Genomic DNA, 19,033 nt, shown 5'->3' with positions numbered 1-19,033 from the left:
TCGATCAACCGATCAGGCGGGGGTATTCGATCGCCGGGCAACGGTCCATGACCACATTGATGCCGGCGGCCTCGGCCCTGGAGGCCGCCTTGTCGTCGCGGACCGACAATTGGCCCCAGATCACCTTCGGCAGGTTCGGCAGCGCGAGGATTTCGTCGACCAGTGCAGGCAAGGCGTGGGCGGCCCGAAAGACGTCGACCATGTCGATCGGCTCGACGATATCCGCGAGCCTTGCCACAACGGTCTGGTCGAGGATCGTCCGGCCCGCATGACCGGGATTGACCGGGATGACGCGGTATCCCTTGCGCAGCAGGAAAGCCATGACGCGGTGGCTCGGCCGCTCCGCCTTCGGTGACGCGCCGACGAGAGCAATGGTCTTTGTCTCGCGCAGGATGTCGGCGAGGTAGTGATCCGGGTAGACATCGTGGTTCATGCTTGCACGTCCGGGCATTGTTATCGTTGGCGCGGATAGTTGGCGCCCGATGGCAACGAGTCAACCGAGCGTGTGATCGCGTCCGGGCATTTGCACCGTTTCGTTGCGGGCGGCCACTATCTCAACCCAGATCCATCGAACCCGATTGCATTTTGAGCGGAGCAAAGCGACAAACGCGGAGAACGCCTTCCAAATCGCCCGCTGAGGTTCATCTTGCCGCTTGACGTCATTGCGCTCGTGCTCTTCGGGGCACTGCTCCACGCGATCTGGAACGCACTTGTCAAAGCGGGATCGGAAAAGTCGCTGGATGCCGCCATGATCGCGCTTGGCGCCGCGGTCGTGGCGCTGCCTTTCCTGCCCTTCCGGCCGCTGCCAAACGCCGAAGCCTGGCCCTACATCCTCGTTTCGGCAGTCCTCCAGTTCGCCTATTTCCAGCTCGTGGCGGCCTCCTACCGCGCCGGCGACATCGGCCTCGTCTATCCGCTGATGCGCGGCGTCGCACCGCTCATCGTCGCCGCCACCAGCAGCGTCGTCGTCGGCGAACAACTGAGCGGCGGAGCGCTCGCCGGTATCCTGACAATCTCGGCCGGCGTGCTGACGCTCGCCTTCGAGTCGCGCAGGGGCGGCAAACAGGCCATCATGCTGGCGCTCTCAAATGCCTGCGTCATTGCGAGCTATACGTTCGTTGACGGCATCGGCGCACGGGTCTCCGGCGATGCGATCTCCTACACACTGTGGATGGCGCTGCTGCCGCCCGTCCTTCTCTTTACCTGGGCTTTCGCGAGCCGCGGCGTCAAGCCGGTATTGCGGCATGTCCATCACCATTGGTGGCGCGGGCTGATCGGCGGCGCCGGTTCGATCGCCGCCTATGGGCTGGCGCTCTGGGCGATGACCAAGGCGCCTGTGGCGACCGTCGCGGCCTTGCGAGAGACCGCCATTCTCTTTGCCGTCGTCATCTCCGTCGTCTTCCTGAGGGAGCGCGTCAGCGTCTGGCGCATTGCCGCCGCCTGCGTCATCGCGCTCGGAGCCCTGCTGCTGCGGCTGGCTTAGGTCGATTGAGCAGTATGCCGTAGAGAACTGACGAGCGCGAAGCAGCACCCCCTCTGCCCTGCCGGGCATCTCCCCCACAAGGAGGGAGATCGGCAAGACGCAGCTCTGCGCTTCATCTTGCCGACAATATTAATCTCACTGCTGGAGATCGGTCGCTCAGGATGGCGCTCACATACCTCATCCGTTCTGCGACGTTGCGAACCGGCGAAAAGCGTCGAGGGTGTCCGATCTCCCTCCTTGTGGGGGAGATGGCCGGCAGGCCAGAGGGGGTCTTTCACGCCCATCTGGAGTGTATCCCGCATGCACGTGATACTCCCTCGCCGTCCGCACGACTTAGTCTTCCTTCCATTCCGGCAAGCGCTTGCCGAGAAAGGCGCCGATCCCCTCCTGCGCGTCATTTGCCAGCATGTTCTCGACCATCACGCCGACCGCATAGTCATAAGCGTCGGCCACCGGCATTTCGGCCTGGCGGTAGAAGGCTTCCTTGCCGATCTTCAGCGCCTGCGGCGACTTCGAGGCGATGACGGCGGCGTATTTGTCGACCACCTGGCGCAGATATTGCTGCGGCACGATGCGGTTGACGAGGCCGAAATCCTTGGCGGTGGAGGCATCGATCGTCTCGCCCGTCAGCAGCATCTCCATCGCCTGCTTGCGATGCGCGGCACGCGACAGCGCCACCATCGGCGTCGAACAGAAGAGGCCGATGTTCACGCCCGGCGTGCAGAAGGTCGAACTGTCCGTGCAGATCGCCAGATCGCAGCTTGCCACCAGTTGGCAGCCGGCCGCGGTCGCAAGACCGTCGATTTCGGCGATGACCGCCTGCGGCAGCTTCGCGATCTTCAACATGATGTCGGCCGCCAGACGGATGGCGGCTTCGAAAAAGGCTCTACCGGCATCCTCGTCGGCGCGATGCAGCGTCATCTCCTTCAGGTCGTGACCGGCGGAAAACACCTTGCCCGTCGCCGCGATGACAACGACCTTGATCTCCTTGACGCCGGCAACGGCATCGAGTTCGGCCGCGAGCGCCTGCATCAGCGCAATCGACAGTGCGTTGGCTGGAGGGTTGTTGAGTGTCAACCGCAAGACCGGGCCGTTCGCCTCACGCAGCAGCAGGCCGTTCGGCTCTTCCTTCTTGAATGCAACGACATCCGCCATGGTCTTCTCCCGTTCACCGTAGGTCGGCTCCCGTGGTACGCCGCCGCCAACGGTCTTTCAACCCCGGCGGGATTTCCGCCTAAGACCATTTTCCGCCTTGCACGACGGACGCGGACGTCCTGTAACGGCAGCCAGGAATGGAGGGATGCGCATGACCTTGCAACCGATCATGACCGTCGAGGAGCTCAACCGCTTTCTCGACTCCGATTTTCCGCAGGTGCACACGGACGGCAAGATCTTCGCCGTGACCGACACCGGGCCTGGTTTTGCGACGATGCGGCTCGACCCGAACGAGCGCCATATCCGTCCTGGCGGGACAGTTTCCGGCCCGACGCTGTTCGCGCTTGCCGACGTCTCGGCCTATATCGCGCTGATCGCCCATATCGGTCCAGTGGCGCTAGCCGTCACCACCAACCTCAACATAAACTTTCTGCGCAAGCCCGATCCCGAACCGCTCGAATGCACCTGCCGGATCCTGAAACTTGGCAAGCGGCTCGCCGTTCTCGATGCCTCAATTGCGCCCGTCTGGTCCGGCGAACTGGTAGCGCACGCCACCGCGACCTATTCGATTCCACCCCGTTAATGTGTGGTATAGTAAAACCACACGACTAAGATGCTGATTTTGCTGCAACTTCTTTATCGACATACAAAACTCTGCTCTTGACCTCGTTTTCGCGCTTCCGTATAAGCTGCCGCAGATCGCGGTCCCTTTCGGGCCGCCTTCTTTTTTGGCCTCATCGGGGCCAAAGCAAGCAACAAGAAACGCCCGGCCTGGTACCGGGTCCAACGAAAGAGTTTAGATATGGCAACCTTCGTTCAGAAGCCTGCAGAGGTGGAGAAGAAGTGGATCCTCATCGACGCCGAAGGCCTCGTTGTCGGTCGCCTCGCTTCCATCATCGCAAACCGCCTGCGCGGCAAGCATAAGGCCACCTTCACGCCCCACGTTGACGACGGCGACAACGTCATCGTCATCAATGCCGAGAAGGCCGTTCTCACCGGCAAGAAGTACACCGACAAGAAGTACTACTGGCACACCGGCTATCCGGGCGGCATCAAGGAGCGCACCGCGCGCCAGATCATCGAAGGCCGCTTCCCGGAGCGCGTCATCGAGAAGGCCGTTGAGCGCATGGTTCCGCGTGGCCCGCTCGGCCGCCGGCAGATGAAGAACCTGCGTGTCTACGCAGGCACGAACCACCCGCATGAAGCACAGCAGCCGGCCGTCCTCGACGTCGCCAAGCTGAACAGCAAGAACACAAGGAGCGCCTGATAATGGCTGACCTTTCCGCTCTCAAGGAAATTGCCACGACCGCGGAACCGGCCGCTCCGGTTCACGTCAAGAAGGTCGACGCGCAGGGCCGCTCCTACGCGACCGGCAAGCGCAAGGACGCCGTTGCCCGCGTTTGGGTCAAGGCCGGCTCCGGCAAGATCACCGTCAACGGCAAGCCGTTCTCGGCTTACTTCGCCCGTCCGGTTCTGCAGATGATCCTGCAGCAGCCGATCGTCGCGGCTGCCCGTGACGGCCAGTTCGACGTCGACGCTACTGTTGCCGGCGGCGGTCTCTCCGGCCAGGCCGGTGCCGTTCGTCACGGTATCGCCAAGGCGCTGACCTACTTCGAACCGGGCCTGCGCCCCGTTCTGAAGCGTGGCGGCTTCCTCACCCGCGACAGCCGCGTCGTCGAGCGCAAGAAGTACGGCCGCGCCAAGGCACGCCGTTCGTTCCAGTTCTCGAAGCGTTAATCGCGCTCAGGGATTGCGAAGATCGAAAGGCGGGGCTTCAAGCTCCGCCTTTTTCTTTTGCGGATCGATCACGGAGTGTCGGAATGTCCTTCGCCAACCTGCCTGCCCCGCCCTATTACGTCGTTTGCTTCTCTTCGGCCCGAACCGACGGCGACAACGGCTATGGAGACATGGCCGAAGCCATGGAAGAACTGGCGCGGAAGCAGCCTGGCTTTCTTGGCGTCGAAAGCGCGCGCGGCGCTGACGGCTTCGGTATTACAAACGCCTACTGGAGCGATGAAAGCTCCATCCGAGCCTGGAAAAGAAATGTTGATCATCTCGCCGCTCAAAAGCAGGGCCGTGCCGAATGGTACAGCCACTACGAGGTGCGCGTGGCGCGCGTCGAACGCGCCTATGGCTCCAGGAAGGCAGAGGGCTGAACATGGCCCCGAAGACCATCGACCACGCCATCACCGCCCGCTCGCTTCATGGCGCCGCCACGGACCCGACCCATGCCGGCGTGCTTTCCTTCATGCGTCGCAGATATAGCAAGCAGCTCAAAGGCGCCGACGCCGTCGTCTGGGGTATTCCCTTCGATGCCGCCACTTCGAACCGGCCCGGTGCCCGCTTCGGACCGCAGGCGATCCGCCGTGCATCGGCGATCTTCGACAACGATCCGCAATATCCGTTCCAGCGTGATCTCTTCGCCGACATGGCGACGATCGACTACGGCGACTGTCTGCTCGACTATGGCAACCACGCCAGGACGCCCGCGACCATCGAGCGGGAGGCGGCAAAGATCCTGAAATCGGGGGCCTATCTGCTGACGCTTGGTGGCGACCACTTCGTCACCTACCCGATCCTCAGGGCGCATGCGGCGCTCCATGGCCCCCTCGCCCTGGTTCAGTTCGACGCGCATCAGGATACCTGGCCGGACGAGAAGGGTCGGATCGACCACGGCTCCTTCGTCGGCCGGGCCGCGCGCGAGGGGCTGATCGACGTCGAGCGTTCGATCCAGATCGGCATCCGCACACATGCCCCTGAGGACTGCGGCATCCGGATCGTCTATGGCTACGAAGTCGAGGAGATGCGCGCCGAGGAGATCGCCGAAACGATCCTGCGGCATGTCGGCAGCCATTCGGCCTATTTGACCTTCGACATCGATTGCCTCGATCCGGCCTACGCGCCGGGCACCGGCACGCCGGTCGCCGGCGGTCCGTCCAGCGCCAAGATCCTCTCGGTGCTGCGCAAGCTGGGAGCTTTGCATATCGCCGGAAGCGACGTGGTCGAGGTGGCGCCAGCCTATGACCATGCCGATCTTACCGCCATTGCTGGCTCGACCATCGCCATGTATATGCTGGGCCTCAGGGCCGAATGGCTCGCGGAACGGCGCGGCTGATCGCTGCCGTTCAAGAAACTGATTCAAGTCTATGCCAGATTGATTCCGGAAAACGCCGTAACCGTCTGCAGGAGCAGGGAAATCATGAAACCGAAGATCTTCATCGATGGCGAACACGGCACGACGGGCTTGCAGATCTGCGCGCGCATGGCCGGTCGCGCGGATCTCGAACTCCTGTCGATCCCGGAAGCGGAACGCCGCAATGCGGCAATGCGTGAAGACCTGTTGAATGGCGCGGACATCGCCATCCTCTGCCTGCCGGACGACGCGTCGCGCGAAGCGGTCGCCATGGTCGCCGGCAACAATCGCGTCCGCATCATCGATACGTCGACCGCACATCGCGTCGCACCCGACTGGGCCTATGGCTTTGCCGAGATGGACAAGGCGCAGCCTGCCAAGATCCGTGGCGCTCGCCACGTCTCCAATCCCGGCTGCTATCCAACCGGCGCGATCGGCGTGATCCGGCCACTGCGCCAGGCAGGCATCCTGCCGGACGGCTACCCGGTAACCGTCAACGCGGTCTCCGGCTATACCGGCGGCGGCAAGCAGATGATCGCGCAGATCGAGGACGAGAACCACGCCGAACACATCAGCGCGCCGCATTTCCTGTACGGCCTCCCGCTCAAGCACAAGCACGTGCCGGAAATGAAAATGCATGGCATGCTCGAGCGCGCGCCCATTTTCTCGCCATCGGTCGGCAAGTTCGCGCAGGGCATGATCGTGCAGGTGCCGCTCTATCTCGACGACCTGGCGCCCGGCGCGACACTGGAAAGCATCCATGCCGCGCTTGTCGAGCACTACGCCGGCCAGTCGATCGTCGAGGTGGTTCCGCTTGCAGAAAGCGCGCAGATCGCCCGTATCGACGCAACCGAGCTTGCCGGCAAGGACACGATGAAGCTCTTCGTCTTCGGGACCAGCGGCGGCGCCCATGTCAACCTTGTTGCGCTGCTCGACAATCTCGGCAAGGGCGCCTCGGGTGCCGCCGTCCAGAACATGGATCTGATGCTGTCGGCCTGACAAATGTTATGCAAACGAAAACCCCGGCAGTCACCTCTGCCGGGGTTTTCGTTTGTCCAACGCGAAGATTGGTCAGTCGCGAACCTCGATTGCCGTCGGCCTCGGATATTCGCCGACGAAGCCGCGCCAATGGGCGATCGCGAAGCCGAGCACGACGAGCGCGCCCGCCTGGTGCAGCACACCCCAGCCAATCGGCACCTGCAGAACAAGCGTGGTGATGCCGATCACGGCCTGGATGGTGACCAGAACAAAGAGAAGCACCGAACGGCGTGCGTGCGTGGTGCCCGGCGCAGCACGCAGCGACACGACCATATGCGCGAAGGCCAGCGCAAACAGCAGGTAGGCGCCGGCGCGGTGCAGGAATTGCACCGTCTTCGGATTCTCGAAGAGATTGATCCAGACGGGCTGCTGGAGGAAGAGATCACCCGGCACGATTGCGCCATCCATCAGTGGCCAGGTGTTGTAGCTCAGGCCGGCATCGAGACCGGCGACGAGCGCTCCAAGATAGATCTGGAAGAGGCTCATGGCCGCGATGATGCCGGCCATCGTCTGCGATCTCCTGGTCGGCGCCGCGTCGCCGGTATGCGGGGAAAGCCCGCGGTAGATCCACATGCAGGCGGCAAAGATCAGACAGGCGATGACCAGGTGGGTGGCCAGCCGGTACTGGCTGACTTCGGTTCGTTCGACGAGGCCCGAGGAAACCATCCACCAGCCGATGAAGCCTTGAAAACCGCCGAGCGCCAGAATGCCGAGGAGCGGCAGCCGCAGTCGCCGCTCGACCCGGCCCGCCACCCAGAAGAAGAACAGCGGCAGGGCGAAGGTCACGCCGATGGAGCGGGCGAGAAGTCGGTGCGCCCATTCCCACCAGAAGATCGTCTTGAACGCCTCGACCGTCATTCCCTTGTTCATCTGCTCATACTGGGGAATGCGCTGGTAGAGACGGAACTCCTCCTCCCATTCCTCGGCCGACAACGGTGGAACAACGCCGTGGATCGGCTTCCATTCGGTGATCGACAGGCCGGATTCGGTCAGGCGTGTCGCGCCGCCGACGATCACCAGGGCAAACAGGGCAAACAGCACGACAACGAGCCAGCCGCGGATCTGACGGCGATGGTGCTCAGTTTTGTCGATCTCGCTCCGCAGCGACTGTTCCGTTGCCAGGTCGGCATGCGCCATGACGTCTTCCTCGTTTGCCGGCTGCAGCCCTCCCAATGAACGGGTTGCCAGCCAAAGCCAGTCGAAAGCCGTTGATTTGCACCAGAGCGCCGTGCAAAACAAGGCCGAACCCTTTGCGGCATGCCGTCGCGGCCAATTCCAAATTGATCCCGTTCGGTTGCCGCTCTCCGAAAGAAATCCGATGCCCGTACGCCTCAGAAAACTGATCGGCACCGTCCTCATCATCATTCTTGTAACCGTCTACGCGCTGGCGGCGGTGACCTTCGCCTCACTCCTCCTCGGCACGTCGCCCTGGTGGGTGCATCTCCTCTATTTCCTCTTCACCGGACTTCTGTGGATCCTTCCTGCGATGCTGATCATCAAATGGATGGAAAAACCGGCAAACAATCGTTGAGCAGTGGAGGCGCACCATGAAGATCGCCGTCATCGCCGATATTCACGGCAACGACCTGGCACTCGAGGCGGTGCTGGCGGATATCGACGCACAGGGGATCGACGAGGTCGTCAATCTCGGCGACCATCTGAGCGGCCCGCTCAATGCCGCGCGCACGGCCGATATTCTGATCGAACGCAAGATGCCGGCGATCCGCGGCAATCATGATCGCTATCTTCTCGCACTTGACCCGGCCGAAATGGGACTGTCCGACCGGGCGGCCCACGACGAACTCGAACCGCGCCACAGGGATTGGCTGGCTACACTTCCGGAAACGCTTGTCTATCGCGACACGCTCTTCCTCTGCCACGGCACGCCGACAAGCGACGAAACCTACTGGATGGAGGCGTTGACAGCCGACGGCGTCGTCCACATGGCGGCGCGCAGAGCGATCGAAGGTTTTGCCGCGGAGGTCGACTACCCGGTGATCCTCTGCGGCCACACGCACATCCCTCGGGCCGTGCGGCTTTCGGGCGGGCGCCTCCTCGTCAATCCCGGCAGCGTCGGCTGCCCGGGATACGACGATGATCGACCCGTGGCGCATAAGGTCGAAACGGGCTCACCTGACGCGCGCTATGCCATCATGGAGGATAACGGGAGCGGTTGGAATGTCAGCTTCCGCTGCGTGCGCTATGACCATATGGCGATGTCGCGCCTCGCCGCCGAACGCAACCGGCCCGAATGGGCAACGGTGCTGGCGACCGGCTTTCTCGACTGAGGCTACTGCGCAGTTTCAAGGGCCATGATGTCGGCGCCGGTGATTGCCGCGATGTTGCGCGTCACCTTGTCGACCGGCCAGTTCCACCAGGCGATCGCCAGCAAGCGCTCGACGGCCGCCGCCGGGAACCGCATCTTGACGACCCTTGCCGGATTACCGGCAACGATGGCGTAGGGAGGGACCTCCTTCGTCACCACGGATTTTGCCGCGACGATCGCGCCGTCACCGATGGTGACGCCCGGCAAGACCGTCGCCTCCATGCCGATCCACACATCGTTGCCGACGATCGTGTCGCCACGATAGCCGGTCGCATAGGCGGCCGGATCGAAGCCGTCGCGCCACGCACCCGGAAAGATGCCGAAGGGAAAGGTCGAAAAGCCGCCGAGGGCGTGATTGGCGCCGTTCATGATGAACTGAACGCCCGTCGCAAGCGCGCAGAAACGCCCGATCACCAGCCGATCTCCGACGAAGTCGTAGTGATGGAGGACGCACTTCTCCTCAAAATATTCAGGTCCTTCCGGATCGTCATAGTAGCTGTATTCACCGACCTCGATCAGGGGCGAATGCACGAGATTCTTGAGAAATCCTATCCGCGGAAACTCGGCGACCGGAAACTGGGCAGCGGGGTCAGGCAAGGCATCACCAGGCATGATCGGCAGTTCCACAAAATTGGAGTTCTTCGTCACGTTCATATCGGTTGCGTGATGTAAGGCCTCAACGACGATTTCCAAGGCGCGGATGGTCCACTCGCTTCATGCTTTGCTAACCGCGTATGACGATGGCCGACGAAGCCACGCTGGAATTAATGCGTTCTGGCAACTTTTGCGCTCCAATAGAAACACGACGCATGCTGAACGATCCGAGACATGGCCAATTCCTATTTCACCCTTGCCGCGTCGAGCCGGCAATCGCCACGCGACCGCCGAGCGCGCGCGGCCGTCGAAACTCGCCCAGCCGAACGGATTGCCCTCTCCGTTCATCGCGATCTGGCGGAGATCGAGGCGGACTGGCGTGCGCTCGACGCAAACAAGCTGAACTCCCTGCATCAGAGCTTCGACTGGTGCGCGGCCTGGAAGAGCGCGCATAAGAGCCAATTGCGGATCGTGCGCGGCACTCTTGGCAAGCAACTGCTTTTCCTCCTGCCGTTCGAGATCGAGAAAGGTCGCTTCTTCCGCACCGCCAGGCTGATCGCGACCGAACACAGCAACCTCAACACCGGACTGTTTGCCGCCGAGCTCGAACGCGTGCCGCGGGGCGAACTCATCCGCGTTCTGACCGAAGGAATCCGTCGCGTGCTCCGCAGTCACGCCGATGTCGTTACATTCGAGAAAGCGCCGGCGGTTTGGCGCGGCCTGCCCCACCCACTCGCCGCCCTGCCCGGGATCGCCAATCCGAACGCCTCCTTCCAGCTCGGGCTCCTCGGCGACATGGAGCGCACGCTCGCCCAGCTCAACGCGAAACGCCGGCGCAAGAAGATGCGCCTCTCCGAAAGACGCCTCGCCGAACTCGGTGGCTACGACTATGTGGTTGCCCGCGACCCGGCGGAAGCGCATGCGCTGCTCGACACGTTCTTCCGGCAGAAAGCCGCACGGCTGGAAGCCCAGGGCCTGCCGGATGTTTTCGACAATTCGGAGATACGTGCCTTTTTTCGTCTGTTGATCGACCGGCAATCGGATGGCGACAGGCTGCTTGAACTCAACGCGATCCGCCTCAGGGGCGAGCACAAGGGCCGGATCATCGCCGTCACCGGCCTGTCGCGAAAAGGCGATCACGTCATCTGCCAGTTCGGTTCGATCGACGACACGATCGCCGCCGACAGCAGCCCCGGCGAGTTGCTGTTCTACCGGGTGATCGAACGCCTCTGCGGCGAAGGTGTCACGCTCTTCGACTTCGGCATCGGCGATCAACCCTACAAGCGATCGTGGTGTACGATAGAAACCCCCTTGCGGGACATTACCCTGCCGCTGACGTTGCGCGGAAATGCGGCAGCCGGCCTGCACCGCGCCGTGGTCCGCGCCAAGCGCACCATAAAGGCGAACAGGACCCTCTATACCTTCGTGCAGCGCGGACGGCGCCGGGTGTTGCAGGCCACCGCAGAACCCGCGGACGATTGAGAGCGGCTTCGAACCGGTCGTGGCCGCGACCGCGATCTGCCTCAGGCCGCGCGGCGGTCGGGAAGCTCCGGGCCGCCGTCGCCGCTGCCGGTCATCAGCACGATGTCGCGGTAACCAGCCTCTCCGAAGCTTGTCAGTTCTTCGATGATCTTTTCCTCGCTCACCGAAGGAGCCGACACGATGATCTCTACCTCCTCGCCTCTAGCCACCTTGGCGACGGCAGCCGGGTCCGCCGCACCGCATTCGACCAGCACCAGATCATAGGCATTCGTCAGCGCGTCGATGATCATCTGCAGGCGCTCGATACCGCGCATCGCCACGTGGGGATCGGCATCGCCCTGAGGGATGATATGCGCCTCGGAAAATCTGTCCGCATGGATGGTCTGCGTGAAGGCGACCTCGCCCGACAGCAGGTTCGTAATTCCAGGCAGATGCAGCGACTGGGCCATCAGCCGCGTCGGGCAGGCCGAACCGGAGAGATCGATGAGCACGACCTTGTGTTCCTCCTCGGCGAGCAGACGCGCCAGCATCACCGTTGCCGTCGATCCCTCGTCCCCTCCCGGCGAGACCGCAACGGCGACCCGGATGCCGTTGCCGAGCAGATGCTCGGCCACCGACTCGATCGAGAAGTCGTGCTCGGCAGCGATGCTCGGCTCTTGTGCCACTCGTGACTCCTCGGTGGGCTCTTCGACCGTGGCAATGGATGCCGGCGCTTCGTCCACGGCAAGCGTCGTTGCCGAAACCGCAGTCTCGGGCATCCTTCCGGAATCCGACCCCGGCCTCAGCGCCCTGCCGCTGAAAAGCTCGCCCAGCATGATGACGACGCAGGTGATCAGGAAGCTTGCCAGCGCCGCAACGATCGTGATCGGCGCCACCTTCGGAAAGCTCGCAACGGTAGGGACCACCGCATTCGAAATCACCCGGGCATCTGCCGGCGTGGCGTTCGCGACGGTTCGCGATGTCGCTTCCCGGTAACGGGCGAGATAGGTCTCCAGAAGCTGGCGCTGGGCCGCCGCCTCGCGCTCCAGCGCGCGGAGCCCGACCTCTTCCTCGCCGGCCTGCGCCGACTGGGCCTTCAGCGCGTTCAACTGCTGAAGCAACTGCTGCTCGCGCAGTTGACCCACCTTCGCCTCGTTGTCGAGACTGGAGAGGATCTTTCGCGTCTCCGCGCGAATCTGCGCCTGAATGCCTTCGAGCTGTGATTTCAGCCCCTTCAGTCGAGGATGACCGTCGAGCAGCGCCGTCGACAAATCGGCGAGTTGCGCCTGCAGGGCGGCCTGGTTCTCCTTCAGCCGCTGGATCATCGGCGAGCCGACGATGTCGGTGATCGTATCGACCGGGCGTCCATCGGCAAGTGCCGCACGCACGCCTTCGGCGCGCGCTGCCGTATTCGCCCTTTCCGCCCGGCCCCGCGCCAATTCCGTTGAAATGTCGGTGAGCTGCCGGGTCGCGAAATTCTCCGTCTCGCCGGTCGGAAGCAGGCCGGATTCGGCACGATAGGCAGCGACCTTCGCCTCCGCCTCGCGAACCTTTTCCCGGAGATTGGCGATCTCCGGCTCCAGCCAGCGGCTGGCTTCGGAGTTGGAGTCGAGCTTTGCGCCGCTCTGCAGCGAGAGATAGACCTTGGCCATTTCGTCGGGAATGGCAGCGGCGAGCTTAGGATCCTTCGACGTGAACGCAATGGCGATCACGCGCGACTTCTCGACCTGATAGACCTGCAGCTTCGTATTGAACTCTTTCAGGATCCGCTCTTCCGGCGGCAATTCGAGCGGGTTCTTCCTGAGCCCCAGCATGACCAGAAGATCGGAGGCCGCGGAGGGCTGCGCGGACGGATCGAACTCCTCCAGCTCGTGCAGCTTCATGTTGCGGGCGACCTGCTTGATGAGGTCGGCGGAGCGCAGCACTTGCACCTGGCTGGCGATGCCGGACTCGTCGAACATCCGGTCCGAACCCGTCTGAGAAGGCTGGTTCGGACTGCTGAATTCCGGCTCGCGCGATTCGATCAGGACACGCGTTTCACTCTCATAGGCCGGCGCGACCAGCTTCGCCACCCCAAAGGCGAGCGCCGCGGCACCGACTGTCGCGAGCAAAACCCGGGTGCGACGCTGCCAGATGGCGCGAAACAGCCCGCCGAGATCGATATCCACATCCTGCTGACCACCGGCACCCGACATGCCACACCCCAAAAGCTTCCGCATTCAGCCGGAAGGTAAAGGAACATGGTAACGCAAGTGTTAATTGCAGGCACAACTGTTGGATGTTGGCGCCTTGGAATGGTGCGGATCACGGCCGCATCGAAATTCCACCGGGAGTTTACCGGCTATTAACCCTAACGGATCGATAACAACGCGGAGAGGTGATCATTTCCGGAGCCAACGAGAACCCGCATGTCGATCGCAGGCACAAAGACAGCACGCGCTTTCGCCGTGGCAATATTGTCGGCGCTCGCCAGCGGTTGCACCAGCTATCAGCCGGCGCCAAAGGGCTTCAGCGAGGCGACCATCCAGCCCTACAGGCTGGACAGCGGCGACCGCCTTCGTGTCACCGTATTCGAACAGGCTGCCCTTAGCGGCACCTACACGGTCGACCAGGCCGGCTACGTCGCTTTCCCACTGATCGGTGCAGTGCCGTCACGCGGCCATACGCTTCCGGAACTCGAGGGGATGATCGCCTCCAAGCTGCGCGAAGGCTTTCTGCGCGATCCGGACGTGACCATCGAGGTGGACCGCTACCGCTCGGTCTTCATCATGGGCGAAGTTGGCCAATCCGGACAATACAGTTACGTTCCGGGAATGACCGTGCAGAACGCCATCGCGGTCGCTGGCGGCTTCACTCCCCGTGCAAACCAGGCGAATGCCACATCACCCGCAAGGTCAATGGCCGCATCATAACGGGTCGCGTGCCGATCACCGATCCGGTGCTTGCAGGCGACACGATCTATGTTCGCGAACGGCTGTTCTGAGACCATGCTCACCGAACGCCCCTTGCGCATTCTCCATTGCTTCAGATCGCCGATCGGCGGCATCTTCCGCCATGTTCGAGATCTCGCCGAGGCGCATGCGGAAGCGGGCCATCACGTCGGAATTCTCTGCGACAGCACCACCGGCGGGTCCTATGAGGACGCGCTTTTCGACGAGGTCCGTCCCTTTCTGGCGCTCGGCATCGTCCGCACGCCGATCCACCGCACGATCGGTGCATCGGACATCGGCGCGCTCTGGCGCAGCTACAAGCAAATCAGAAGCTTGCAACCGGATGTGCTGCACGGGCACGGCGCCAAGGGCGGCGTGCTGGCGCGCATCATCGGTTCAGCGCTGCGGGTCAACAAGTATCGCGTAGCCCGCCTCTATTCGCCCCATGGGGGCAGCCTTCACTACGAGCGGGGATCGCTCGCCGGCAGCGCCATCTTCCGGATGGAGCGCCTGCAGGAGCGCCTCACCGACGCGCTCGTCTTCGTCTGCGATTTCGAGCGACAGACCTATTTCGCCAAGGTCGGGCGGCCCGCCGGGCGCAACGAGTTGATCTACAACGGCATTGGCGACTCGGAGTTCGCGCCGGTCGCTACCGGGCCGGACGTCGTCGATTTCCTCTATATCGGCATGATGCGTGACCTGAAGGGTCCCGATCTCTTTATCGAGGGTTTCGCAGGGGCCGAGCGGCTTGCGGGGCGGCCTTTATCGGGGCTGATGGTCGGCGATGGTCCGCAGCAATCCCAATATGAGGAAGCGATCGCGCGCATGGGCCTCGGCGATCGCATCAGGATGCATCCGGCGATGAAGGCGCGCGACGCCTTTGCGCTTGCCCGCACCGTCGTCATTCCCTCTCGCGCCGAAGCGATGCCTTACATCCTTCTCGAAGCGCTCGCCGCCGGAAAGCCGGTCATCGCGTCCCGCGTCGGCGGCATGCCGGAAGTGCTGGGTGCCGACAGCGGAGCGCTCGTCGAGCCGGCAGATGCAAGGGCACTTGCCGAGGTCATGACGGCCGCGGCCGTCGACCAGGACTGGGCAGCCCGGACGATGCCCGACGCGGAACGCTTCAAGTCCCACTTCTCGGCTGCCGTTATGACCAGACGCGTCATGCTGCTCTATCGTGAACTCACCGGGGAATCGCTCTTCGCCGAGCCGCGGCTTCGTACAACGTAAGCGTTTCTTAGTGGCTTTCTGCTATCCGGACTTCGGGACAGCGCTCCGGAAAGCCACCATGAACCAGTTTGACAGGCCCGAGACCTTCGATACCAAGGCGCTTCGCAAGAAGGTCTCCGAGATCGGAACGACGTCTCCCGACCGAAAAGAGGCCGACAAGAGGCTGACGCCGCTCAATCCGCTGGCCCGCCAGATCGCACTCCAGTTCCAGGCCGATACCTATACTCCGTCGATGATCACCGGCCTCATCCGGCTGCTCGATCTCTGCGCCCTCTTTGCGATCGGCTATGCCATCAATACGCAATATGTCCGTCCGACGCTTCAGGACTTGCCTGTCTACCTCGCCATCCTCGCCTTCGGCTCAGCGCTCGCCGTGATCGCCATGCAGATCGCCGACACCTACCAGGTGCCGGCGCTCAGGGCCTGGCTGCGGATGACGCCGCGCGTTCTGGCCGCCTGGGTGGCGACCTTCGGTACCATCGCGCTCGTTCTTTTCTTCCTGAAATCTGGACATCTCTATTCGCGCGTCTGGGTTGGCGGTTGGTTCGTCGCCGGTGCGCTCTTTCTCGTCGCCGAACGTGCCTTCATCGCCTACTCGATCCGGCATTGGTCGCGAAACGGCACCATGGAGCGCCGTGCGGTGATCGTCGGCGGCGGCACTCCGGCAAGAGACCTGATCCGCACCATCGAGCACCAGCCGGACAACGACATCCGCATTTGCGGCATTTTCGACGACCGCGACGAGCGGCGCTCGCCACATGTGATTGCCGGCTACCCCAAGCTCGGGACCGTCGACGAGCTCGTGGAGTTCGCGCGGCTCGCCCGGATCGACATGCTGATCTTCTCGCTGCCTTTGACGGCTGAGAAGCGCATTCTCGAACTTCTGAGGAAGCTCTGGGTGCTGCCGGTCGACATTCGTCTCGCCGCCCATGCCAACAATCTGCGCTTTCGGCCTCGCAGCTACTCCCATGTCGGCCAGGTGCCGATGCTCGACATTTTCGACAAGCCGATCGCCGATTGGGATTCCGTCGCCAAACGATGCTTCGACGTCTTCTTCAGCGTCGTGGCGCTCGCCCTGCTCTGGCCCGTGATGCTGATCGCCGCGATGGCGGTCAAGCTCACCTCTCCCGGCCCGATCATCTTCAAGCAACACCGCCACGGCTTCAACAACGAGATCATCGAAGTCTACAAGTTCCGGTCGATGTATACGCATATGAGCGATCCGACCGCCTGCAATGCGGTAACCAAGAGGGATCCCCGCGTCACGCCGGTCGGCCGCTTCCTGCGCAAGTCCTCGGTCGACGAGCTGCCGCAGCTCTTCAACGTGCTGAAGGGCGAGCTCTCGCTTGTCGGACCGCGCCCGCATGCCGTCCTCGCCCAAACGCACAACCGCACCTATTCGGATGTCGTAGAGGGCTATTTCGCCCGCCACCGGGTCAAGCCCGGCGTCACCGGCTGGGCGCAGATCAACGGCTGGCGCGGTGAGATCGACAATGACGAGAAGATCCGCTTCCGCACCGCCTTCGACCTCTACTACATCGAGAACTGGTCGCTGCTTCTCGACCTCAAGATTCTGTTTCTGACGCCGATCCGGCTGCTCAATACGGAAAACGCCTATTGATCTCCGCTGACGCCTCCCAGGTCGCCATCGTTCGGCCACAGCTCGCCGCGGTTTCGATCATCGGTTCGGGCCTCGTCGCCGCCGGCGTTTTCCTGTCGGGCTTCGTCATCGCAGAGCCCGCTCCATATGAAGTCTTCATGGCGGGCCTCATCGGCCTCTGGTCGCTCTTCGGGCTGAAGATTTCGCGCGCCATTGCCCCCCTGCTCGCCCTGCTCATCCTTTTCATGGTCGGCGGCATCCTGTCGCTGACGGTGATGGCCGAACTCGGCACTGCACCGATGTACATGGCAGTCTCCGGCTTCCTGGTCCTGACAGCAGTCTTCTTCGCCGCGATCATCGAAGACCGCCACCAGCGACTGCGGCTCATCTTCAACGCCTGGGTCTCGGCTGCCGTCATCACCGCCCTTCTCGGCATTCTCGGCTATTTCGGTGCGATACCGGGTGCGGCTAACTTCACCCTTTATGACCGCGCCAAGGGAGCGTTCCAGGATCCGAACGTCTTCGGGCCGTTTCTCGTCGCGCCGGTGCTCTATCTGGTGCACGGCCTGCTGACGCAGCCGATCCGGCGTGCTCCGTTGAAAATCGCCGGTCTTATTGTCTTGACCCTCGGCGTCTTCCTCTCCTTCTCCCGAGCGGCCTGGGCGCTCAATCTCTTTTGCGTCGTCGCGCTGGTGTTCGTCATGCTCCTCAAGGAGCGGAGCGGCCTGTTCCGGCTGAGAATACTCGTGCTCGCACTCTGCGGCGCCCTCTTCGTCATGGCGGCACTTGCCGTCGCCCTGCAATCGGAGCAGGTGGCGACGCTCTTTTCAAGCCGCTCCCAACTGGTGCAGGATTACGACGGCGGGCACCTGGGGCGTTTCGACCGGCACCGGATCGGCTTTCTGATGGCGATGGAAAGGCCGCTCGGCATCGGCCCGCTGACGTTCGGCACGATCTTCTTGGAAGACGAGCACAACGTGTGGCTGAAGAGCCTGACCTCCTATGGCTGGGTGGGCTTCGTCACTTATGTGACGCTCATCGTCTGGACGCTTACGGTCGGCTTCCGGCTTCTGCTGCTCGACCGGCCCTGGCAGCCATATCTGATGATCGCCTGGGTGACACTCGTCGGCCATGTCGGGATCGGCAATGTCATCGACACCGATCACTGGCGGCATTTCTACATGCTGCTCGGCATTGTCTGGGGATGCGCCGCGCTCGAATACCGCAATCGGCGGCAGGTTCGTGCCGAAAGGCTCGCCTTGCGTTGAAGCCGCCTGTCGACAAGGAAACCAGTAGAAGCCGTTCGCTCGCACAGCGCCGCAGCGGTGAGGCACCAAAGCGTCCTCGGCAGAGGGATGATCGGGTCTACTGCATGTCTCCTTAAATCGACCTCGATTTAAGGAGACATGCAGTAATTCAAAGTGCTACAGCGACCTTTGCGCGCCTGATAAGGCGCGCGGCGCTGTGGCTCGGAAATCGGGCCTCGAAGGCGCCATAGAGCGCCCGGCGAGGCCCGCATTCGCCGCTCTCCTGGCTTAGTCTTCGGCGGTTGCTTCTTCTTGCTGCAGCTTCTGCTGCAGGAGAAGCTCGTCGGCCGGCTTGGACTGTTCGGTCTTCGTCACGCTGGCCGTGGTGATCTCCCTGTTTACCGGATCCGCCGAGGCCGTGGTGTCGTTGTGGCCGAGACACGCGGCTGTTGCTGCCGTCGCGGAAAGCGCGAGGGCGGCTGCAAGTACGAGGATGCGCTTCATAGGGCTTCTCCTGTTGTTGCAGGCGTAGTGTAGCTTCGCCTCTGCCGCCCACCAAATCACAAAACCGTTCGCTCCGGGCGTCCGGCGTCACACCGCCTTCCTCAAAGCTGCGGAAGGGCGGCCGAAAATCCATTTTCCCCTTGCGCCCTTCCTATGTTCCGACTAAGGAGAGCGGGCTTGTAAAAAAGCGGGTCGGAGCGTAGCGCAGCCCGGTAGCGCACTTGACTGGGGGTCAAGGGGTCGTGGGTTCGAATCCCGCCGCTCCGACCATTTAATTCCTTGAAAAACAAGGCTTATTCTGTTCCCGCCACAGGGGGCGGATTTCCACTGTG

At 62.8% G+C, this 19,033-nt stretch carries 19 protein-coding genes, 1 tRNA gene and 1 pseudogene; 15 read left to right on the top strand and 6 right to left on the bottom strand.

The window, feature by feature from the left end; genetic code table 11:
• Positions 1-4: 4 nt before the first annotated feature.
• Positions 5-433, bottom strand: a complete 429-nt coding sequence (locus N181_RS07580; protein WP_037436860.1) for a CoA-binding protein — start codon at positions 431-433, stop codon at positions 5-7.
• A gap of 213 nt (positions 434-646) precedes the next feature.
• On the opposite strand from N181_RS07580, the gene N181_RS07575 reads away from it, so the two are divergent.
• Positions 647-1,483 (top strand): DMT family transporter, encoded by an 837-nt coding sequence (locus tag N181_RS07575; protein ID WP_037390999.1) that lies wholly within the window; start codon positions 647-649, stop codon positions 1,481-1,483.
• Positions 1,484-1,816: 333 nt separating this feature from the next.
• Here N181_RS07575 and N181_RS07570 read toward each other — a convergent pair whose 3' ends face one another.
• The gene (locus N181_RS07570; protein WP_037391002.1) at positions 1,817-2,638 is read right to left on the bottom strand and encodes an enoyl-CoA hydratase; all 822 of its coding nucleotides are present in this window, start codon (positions 2,636-2,638) and stop codon (positions 1,817-1,819) included.
• 151 nt (positions 2,639-2,789) lie between these two features.
• Between N181_RS07570 and N181_RS07565 the strand changes: the two genes are divergently transcribed.
• The 6 genes from N181_RS07565 to argC all read left to right on the top strand — a co-directional run bounded on the left by N181_RS07565 (position 2,790) and on the right by argC (position 6,770).
• Complete coding sequence (locus N181_RS07565) at positions 2,790-3,221, top strand: PaaI family thioesterase (RefSeq protein WP_037391003.1); 432 nt, start codon at positions 2,790-2,792, stop codon at positions 3,219-3,221.
• 219 nt (positions 3,222-3,440) lie between these two features.
• Positions 3,441-3,905 (top strand): 50S ribosomal protein L13, encoded by a 465-nt coding sequence (gene rplM, locus N181_RS07560; RefSeq protein WP_012707596.1) that lies wholly within the window; start codon positions 3,441-3,443, stop codon positions 3,903-3,905.
• 2 nt (positions 3,906-3,907) lie between these two features.
• Positions 3,908-4,375 carry a 30S ribosomal protein S9 gene (gene rpsI / locus N181_RS07555; RefSeq protein ID WP_014327962.1) on the top strand — a complete coding sequence of 156 codons (468 nt, stop codon included), beginning with the start codon at positions 3,908-3,910 and terminating at the stop codon, positions 4,373-4,375.
• A gap of 83 nt (positions 4,376-4,458) precedes the next feature.
• Positions 4,459-4,794 (top strand): antibiotic biosynthesis monooxygenase family protein, encoded by a 336-nt coding sequence (locus tag N181_RS07550; RefSeq protein WP_037391006.1) that lies wholly within the window; start codon positions 4,459-4,461, stop codon positions 4,792-4,794.
• Between the two features lie 2 nt (positions 4,795-4,796).
• Positions 4,797-5,753, top strand: a complete 957-nt coding sequence (gene speB, locus N181_RS07545) for an agmatinase (protein ID WP_060563311.1) — start codon at positions 4,797-4,799, stop codon at positions 5,751-5,753.
• Between the two features lie 84 nt (positions 5,754-5,837).
• Positions 5,838-6,770: an N-acetyl-gamma-glutamyl-phosphate reductase gene (gene argC, locus N181_RS07540; RefSeq protein WP_037391008.1), complete on the top strand. Its 933-nt coding sequence runs from the start codon at positions 5,838-5,840 to the stop codon at positions 6,768-6,770.
• A 72-nt stretch (positions 6,771-6,842) separates the two neighbouring features.
• Here argC and N181_RS07535 read toward each other — a convergent pair whose 3' ends face one another.
• Positions 6,843-7,946 (bottom strand): COX15/CtaA family protein, encoded by a 1,104-nt coding sequence (locus N181_RS07535; RefSeq protein WP_060563310.1) that lies wholly within the window; start codon positions 7,944-7,946, stop codon positions 6,843-6,845.
• Positions 7,947-8,127: 181 nt separating this feature from the next.
• On the opposite strand from N181_RS07535, the gene N181_RS07530 reads away from it, so the two are divergent.
• Positions 8,128-8,340, top strand: a complete 213-nt coding sequence (locus N181_RS07530) for a DUF2842 domain-containing protein (protein WP_037391015.1) — start codon at positions 8,128-8,130, stop codon at positions 8,338-8,340.
• A 16-nt stretch (positions 8,341-8,356) separates the two neighbouring features.
• Entirely contained in the window at positions 8,357-9,097 is a 741-nt protein-coding gene (locus N181_RS07525; RefSeq protein ID WP_037434489.1) for a metallophosphoesterase family protein, read from the top strand.
• 2 nt (positions 9,098-9,099) lie between these two features.
• Here the strand turns inward: N181_RS07525 and N181_RS07520 are convergent, their stop codons facing one another.
• Positions 9,100-9,747 (bottom strand): CatB-related O-acetyltransferase, encoded by a 648-nt coding sequence (locus tag N181_RS07520; RefSeq protein ID WP_037391018.1) that lies wholly within the window; start codon positions 9,745-9,747, stop codon positions 9,100-9,102.
• 216 nt (positions 9,748-9,963) lie between these two features.
• On the opposite strand from N181_RS07520, the gene N181_RS07515 reads away from it, so the two are divergent.
• Positions 9,964-11,211 carry a GNAT family N-acetyltransferase gene (locus N181_RS07515; protein ID WP_014327954.1) on the top strand — a complete coding sequence of 416 codons (1,248 nt, stop codon included), beginning with the start codon at positions 9,964-9,966 and terminating at the stop codon, positions 11,209-11,211.
• Positions 11,212-11,252: 41 nt separating this feature from the next.
• Here N181_RS07515 and N181_RS07510 read toward each other — a convergent pair whose 3' ends face one another.
• Positions 11,253-13,385 (bottom strand): GumC family protein, encoded by a 2,133-nt coding sequence (locus N181_RS07510; protein ID WP_037391023.1) that lies wholly within the window; start codon positions 13,383-13,385, stop codon positions 11,253-11,255.
• Between the two features lie 213 nt (positions 13,386-13,598).
• On the opposite strand from N181_RS07510, the pseudogene N181_RS07505 reads away from it, so the two are divergent.
• From N181_RS07505 to N181_RS07490, 4 genes and pseudogenes are all read left to right on the top strand, one after another.
• Positions 13,599-14,173 (top strand): annotated as a pseudogene (locus N181_RS07505) (polysaccharide biosynthesis/export family protein).
• 4 nt (positions 14,174-14,177) lie between these two features.
• The gene (locus N181_RS07500) at positions 14,178-15,350 is read left to right on the top strand and encodes a glycosyltransferase family 4 protein (protein WP_037391038.1); all 1,173 of its coding nucleotides are present in this window, start codon (positions 14,178-14,180) and stop codon (positions 15,348-15,350) included.
• 58 nt (positions 15,351-15,408) lie between these two features.
• Positions 15,409-16,971: an undecaprenyl-phosphate glucose phosphotransferase gene (locus tag N181_RS07495; RefSeq protein WP_014327950.1), complete on the top strand. Its 1,563-nt coding sequence runs from the start codon at positions 15,409-15,411 to the stop codon at positions 16,969-16,971.
• On the top strand, positions 16,968-18,218 hold the full coding sequence (locus tag N181_RS07490) for an O-antigen ligase family protein (protein ID WP_014327949.1): 1,251 nt from the start codon (positions 16,968-16,970) through the stop codon (positions 18,216-18,218). The genes N181_RS07495 and N181_RS07490 overlap by 4 nt, the downstream gene beginning before the upstream one ends.
• A gap of 267 nt (positions 18,219-18,485) precedes the next feature.
• Here the strand turns inward: N181_RS07490 and N181_RS07485 are convergent, their stop codons facing one another.
• Positions 18,486-18,701, bottom strand: coding sequence for a hypothetical protein (locus N181_RS07485; RefSeq protein WP_014327948.1), 216 nt, complete (start codon positions 18,699-18,701; stop codon positions 18,486-18,488).
• Between the two features lie 193 nt (positions 18,702-18,894).
• On the opposite strand from N181_RS07485, the gene N181_RS07480 reads away from it, so the two are divergent.
• Positions 18,895-18,971 (top strand) — tRNA-Pro (locus tag N181_RS07480).
• Positions 18,972-19,033: the final 62 nt, after the last annotated feature.

Source organism: Sinorhizobium fredii USDA 205, from assembly GCF_001461695.1.
Classification (GTDB): Bacteria; Pseudomonadota; Alphaproteobacteria; order Rhizobiales; family Rhizobiaceae; genus Sinorhizobium; species Sinorhizobium fredii.
The sequence above is the reverse complement of the archived record's forward strand: the minus strand, read 5'-3'. Positions and strand labels throughout refer to the sequence as shown.

Excerpts from the sequence above, each read along its gene's own strand:
- N181_RS07580 (WP_037436860.1), bottom strand. The coding sequence starts at position 433 with ATGAACCACGATGTCTACCCGGATCACTACCTCGCCGACATCCTGCGC.
- N181_RS07570 (WP_037391002.1), bottom strand. The coding sequence starts at position 2,638 with ATGGCGGATGTCGTTGCATTCAAGAAGGAAGAGCCGAACGGCCTGCTG.
- N181_RS07565 (WP_037391003.1), top strand. The coding sequence starts at position 2,790 with ATGACCTTGCAACCGATCATGACCGTCGAGGAGCTCAACCGCTTTCTC.
- rplM (WP_012707596.1), top strand. The coding sequence starts at position 3,441 with ATGGCAACCTTCGTTCAGAAGCCTGCAGAGGTGGAGAAGAAGTGGATC.
- rpsI (WP_014327962.1), top strand. The coding sequence starts at position 3,908 with ATGGCTGACCTTTCCGCTCTCAAGGAAATTGCCACGACCGCGGAACCG.
- N181_RS07550 (WP_037391006.1), top strand. The coding sequence starts at position 4,459 with ATGTCCTTCGCCAACCTGCCTGCCCCGCCCTATTACGTCGTTTGCTTC.
- speB (WP_060563311.1), top strand. The coding sequence starts at position 4,797 with ATGGCCCCGAAGACCATCGACCACGCCATCACCGCCCGCTCGCTTCAT.
- argC (WP_037391008.1), top strand. The coding sequence starts at position 5,838 with ATGAAACCGAAGATCTTCATCGATGGCGAACACGGCACGACGGGCTTG.
- N181_RS07535 (WP_060563310.1), bottom strand. The coding sequence starts at position 7,946 with ATGGCGCATGCCGACCTGGCAACGGAACAGTCGCTGCGGAGCGAGATC.
- N181_RS07530 (WP_037391015.1), top strand. The coding sequence starts at position 8,128 with ATGCCCGTACGCCTCAGAAAACTGATCGGCACCGTCCTCATCATCATT.
- N181_RS07525 (WP_037434489.1), top strand. The coding sequence starts at position 8,357 with ATGAAGATCGCCGTCATCGCCGATATTCACGGCAACGACCTGGCACTC.
- N181_RS07520 (WP_037391018.1), bottom strand. The coding sequence starts at position 9,747 with ATGCCTGGTGATGCCTTGCCTGACCCCGCTGCCCAGTTTCCGGTCGCC.
- N181_RS07515 (WP_014327954.1), top strand. The coding sequence starts at position 9,964 with ATGGCCAATTCCTATTTCACCCTTGCCGCGTCGAGCCGGCAATCGCCA.
- N181_RS07510 (WP_037391023.1), bottom strand. The coding sequence starts at position 13,385 with ATGTCGGGTGCCGGTGGTCAGCAGGATGTGGATATCGATCTCGGCGGG.
- N181_RS07500 (WP_037391038.1), top strand. The coding sequence starts at position 14,178 with ATGCTCACCGAACGCCCCTTGCGCATTCTCCATTGCTTCAGATCGCCG.
- N181_RS07495 (WP_014327950.1), top strand. The coding sequence starts at position 15,409 with ATGAACCAGTTTGACAGGCCCGAGACCTTCGATACCAAGGCGCTTCGC.
- N181_RS07485 (WP_014327948.1), bottom strand. The coding sequence starts at position 18,701 with ATGAAGCGCATCCTCGTACTTGCAGCCGCCCTCGCGCTTTCCGCGACG.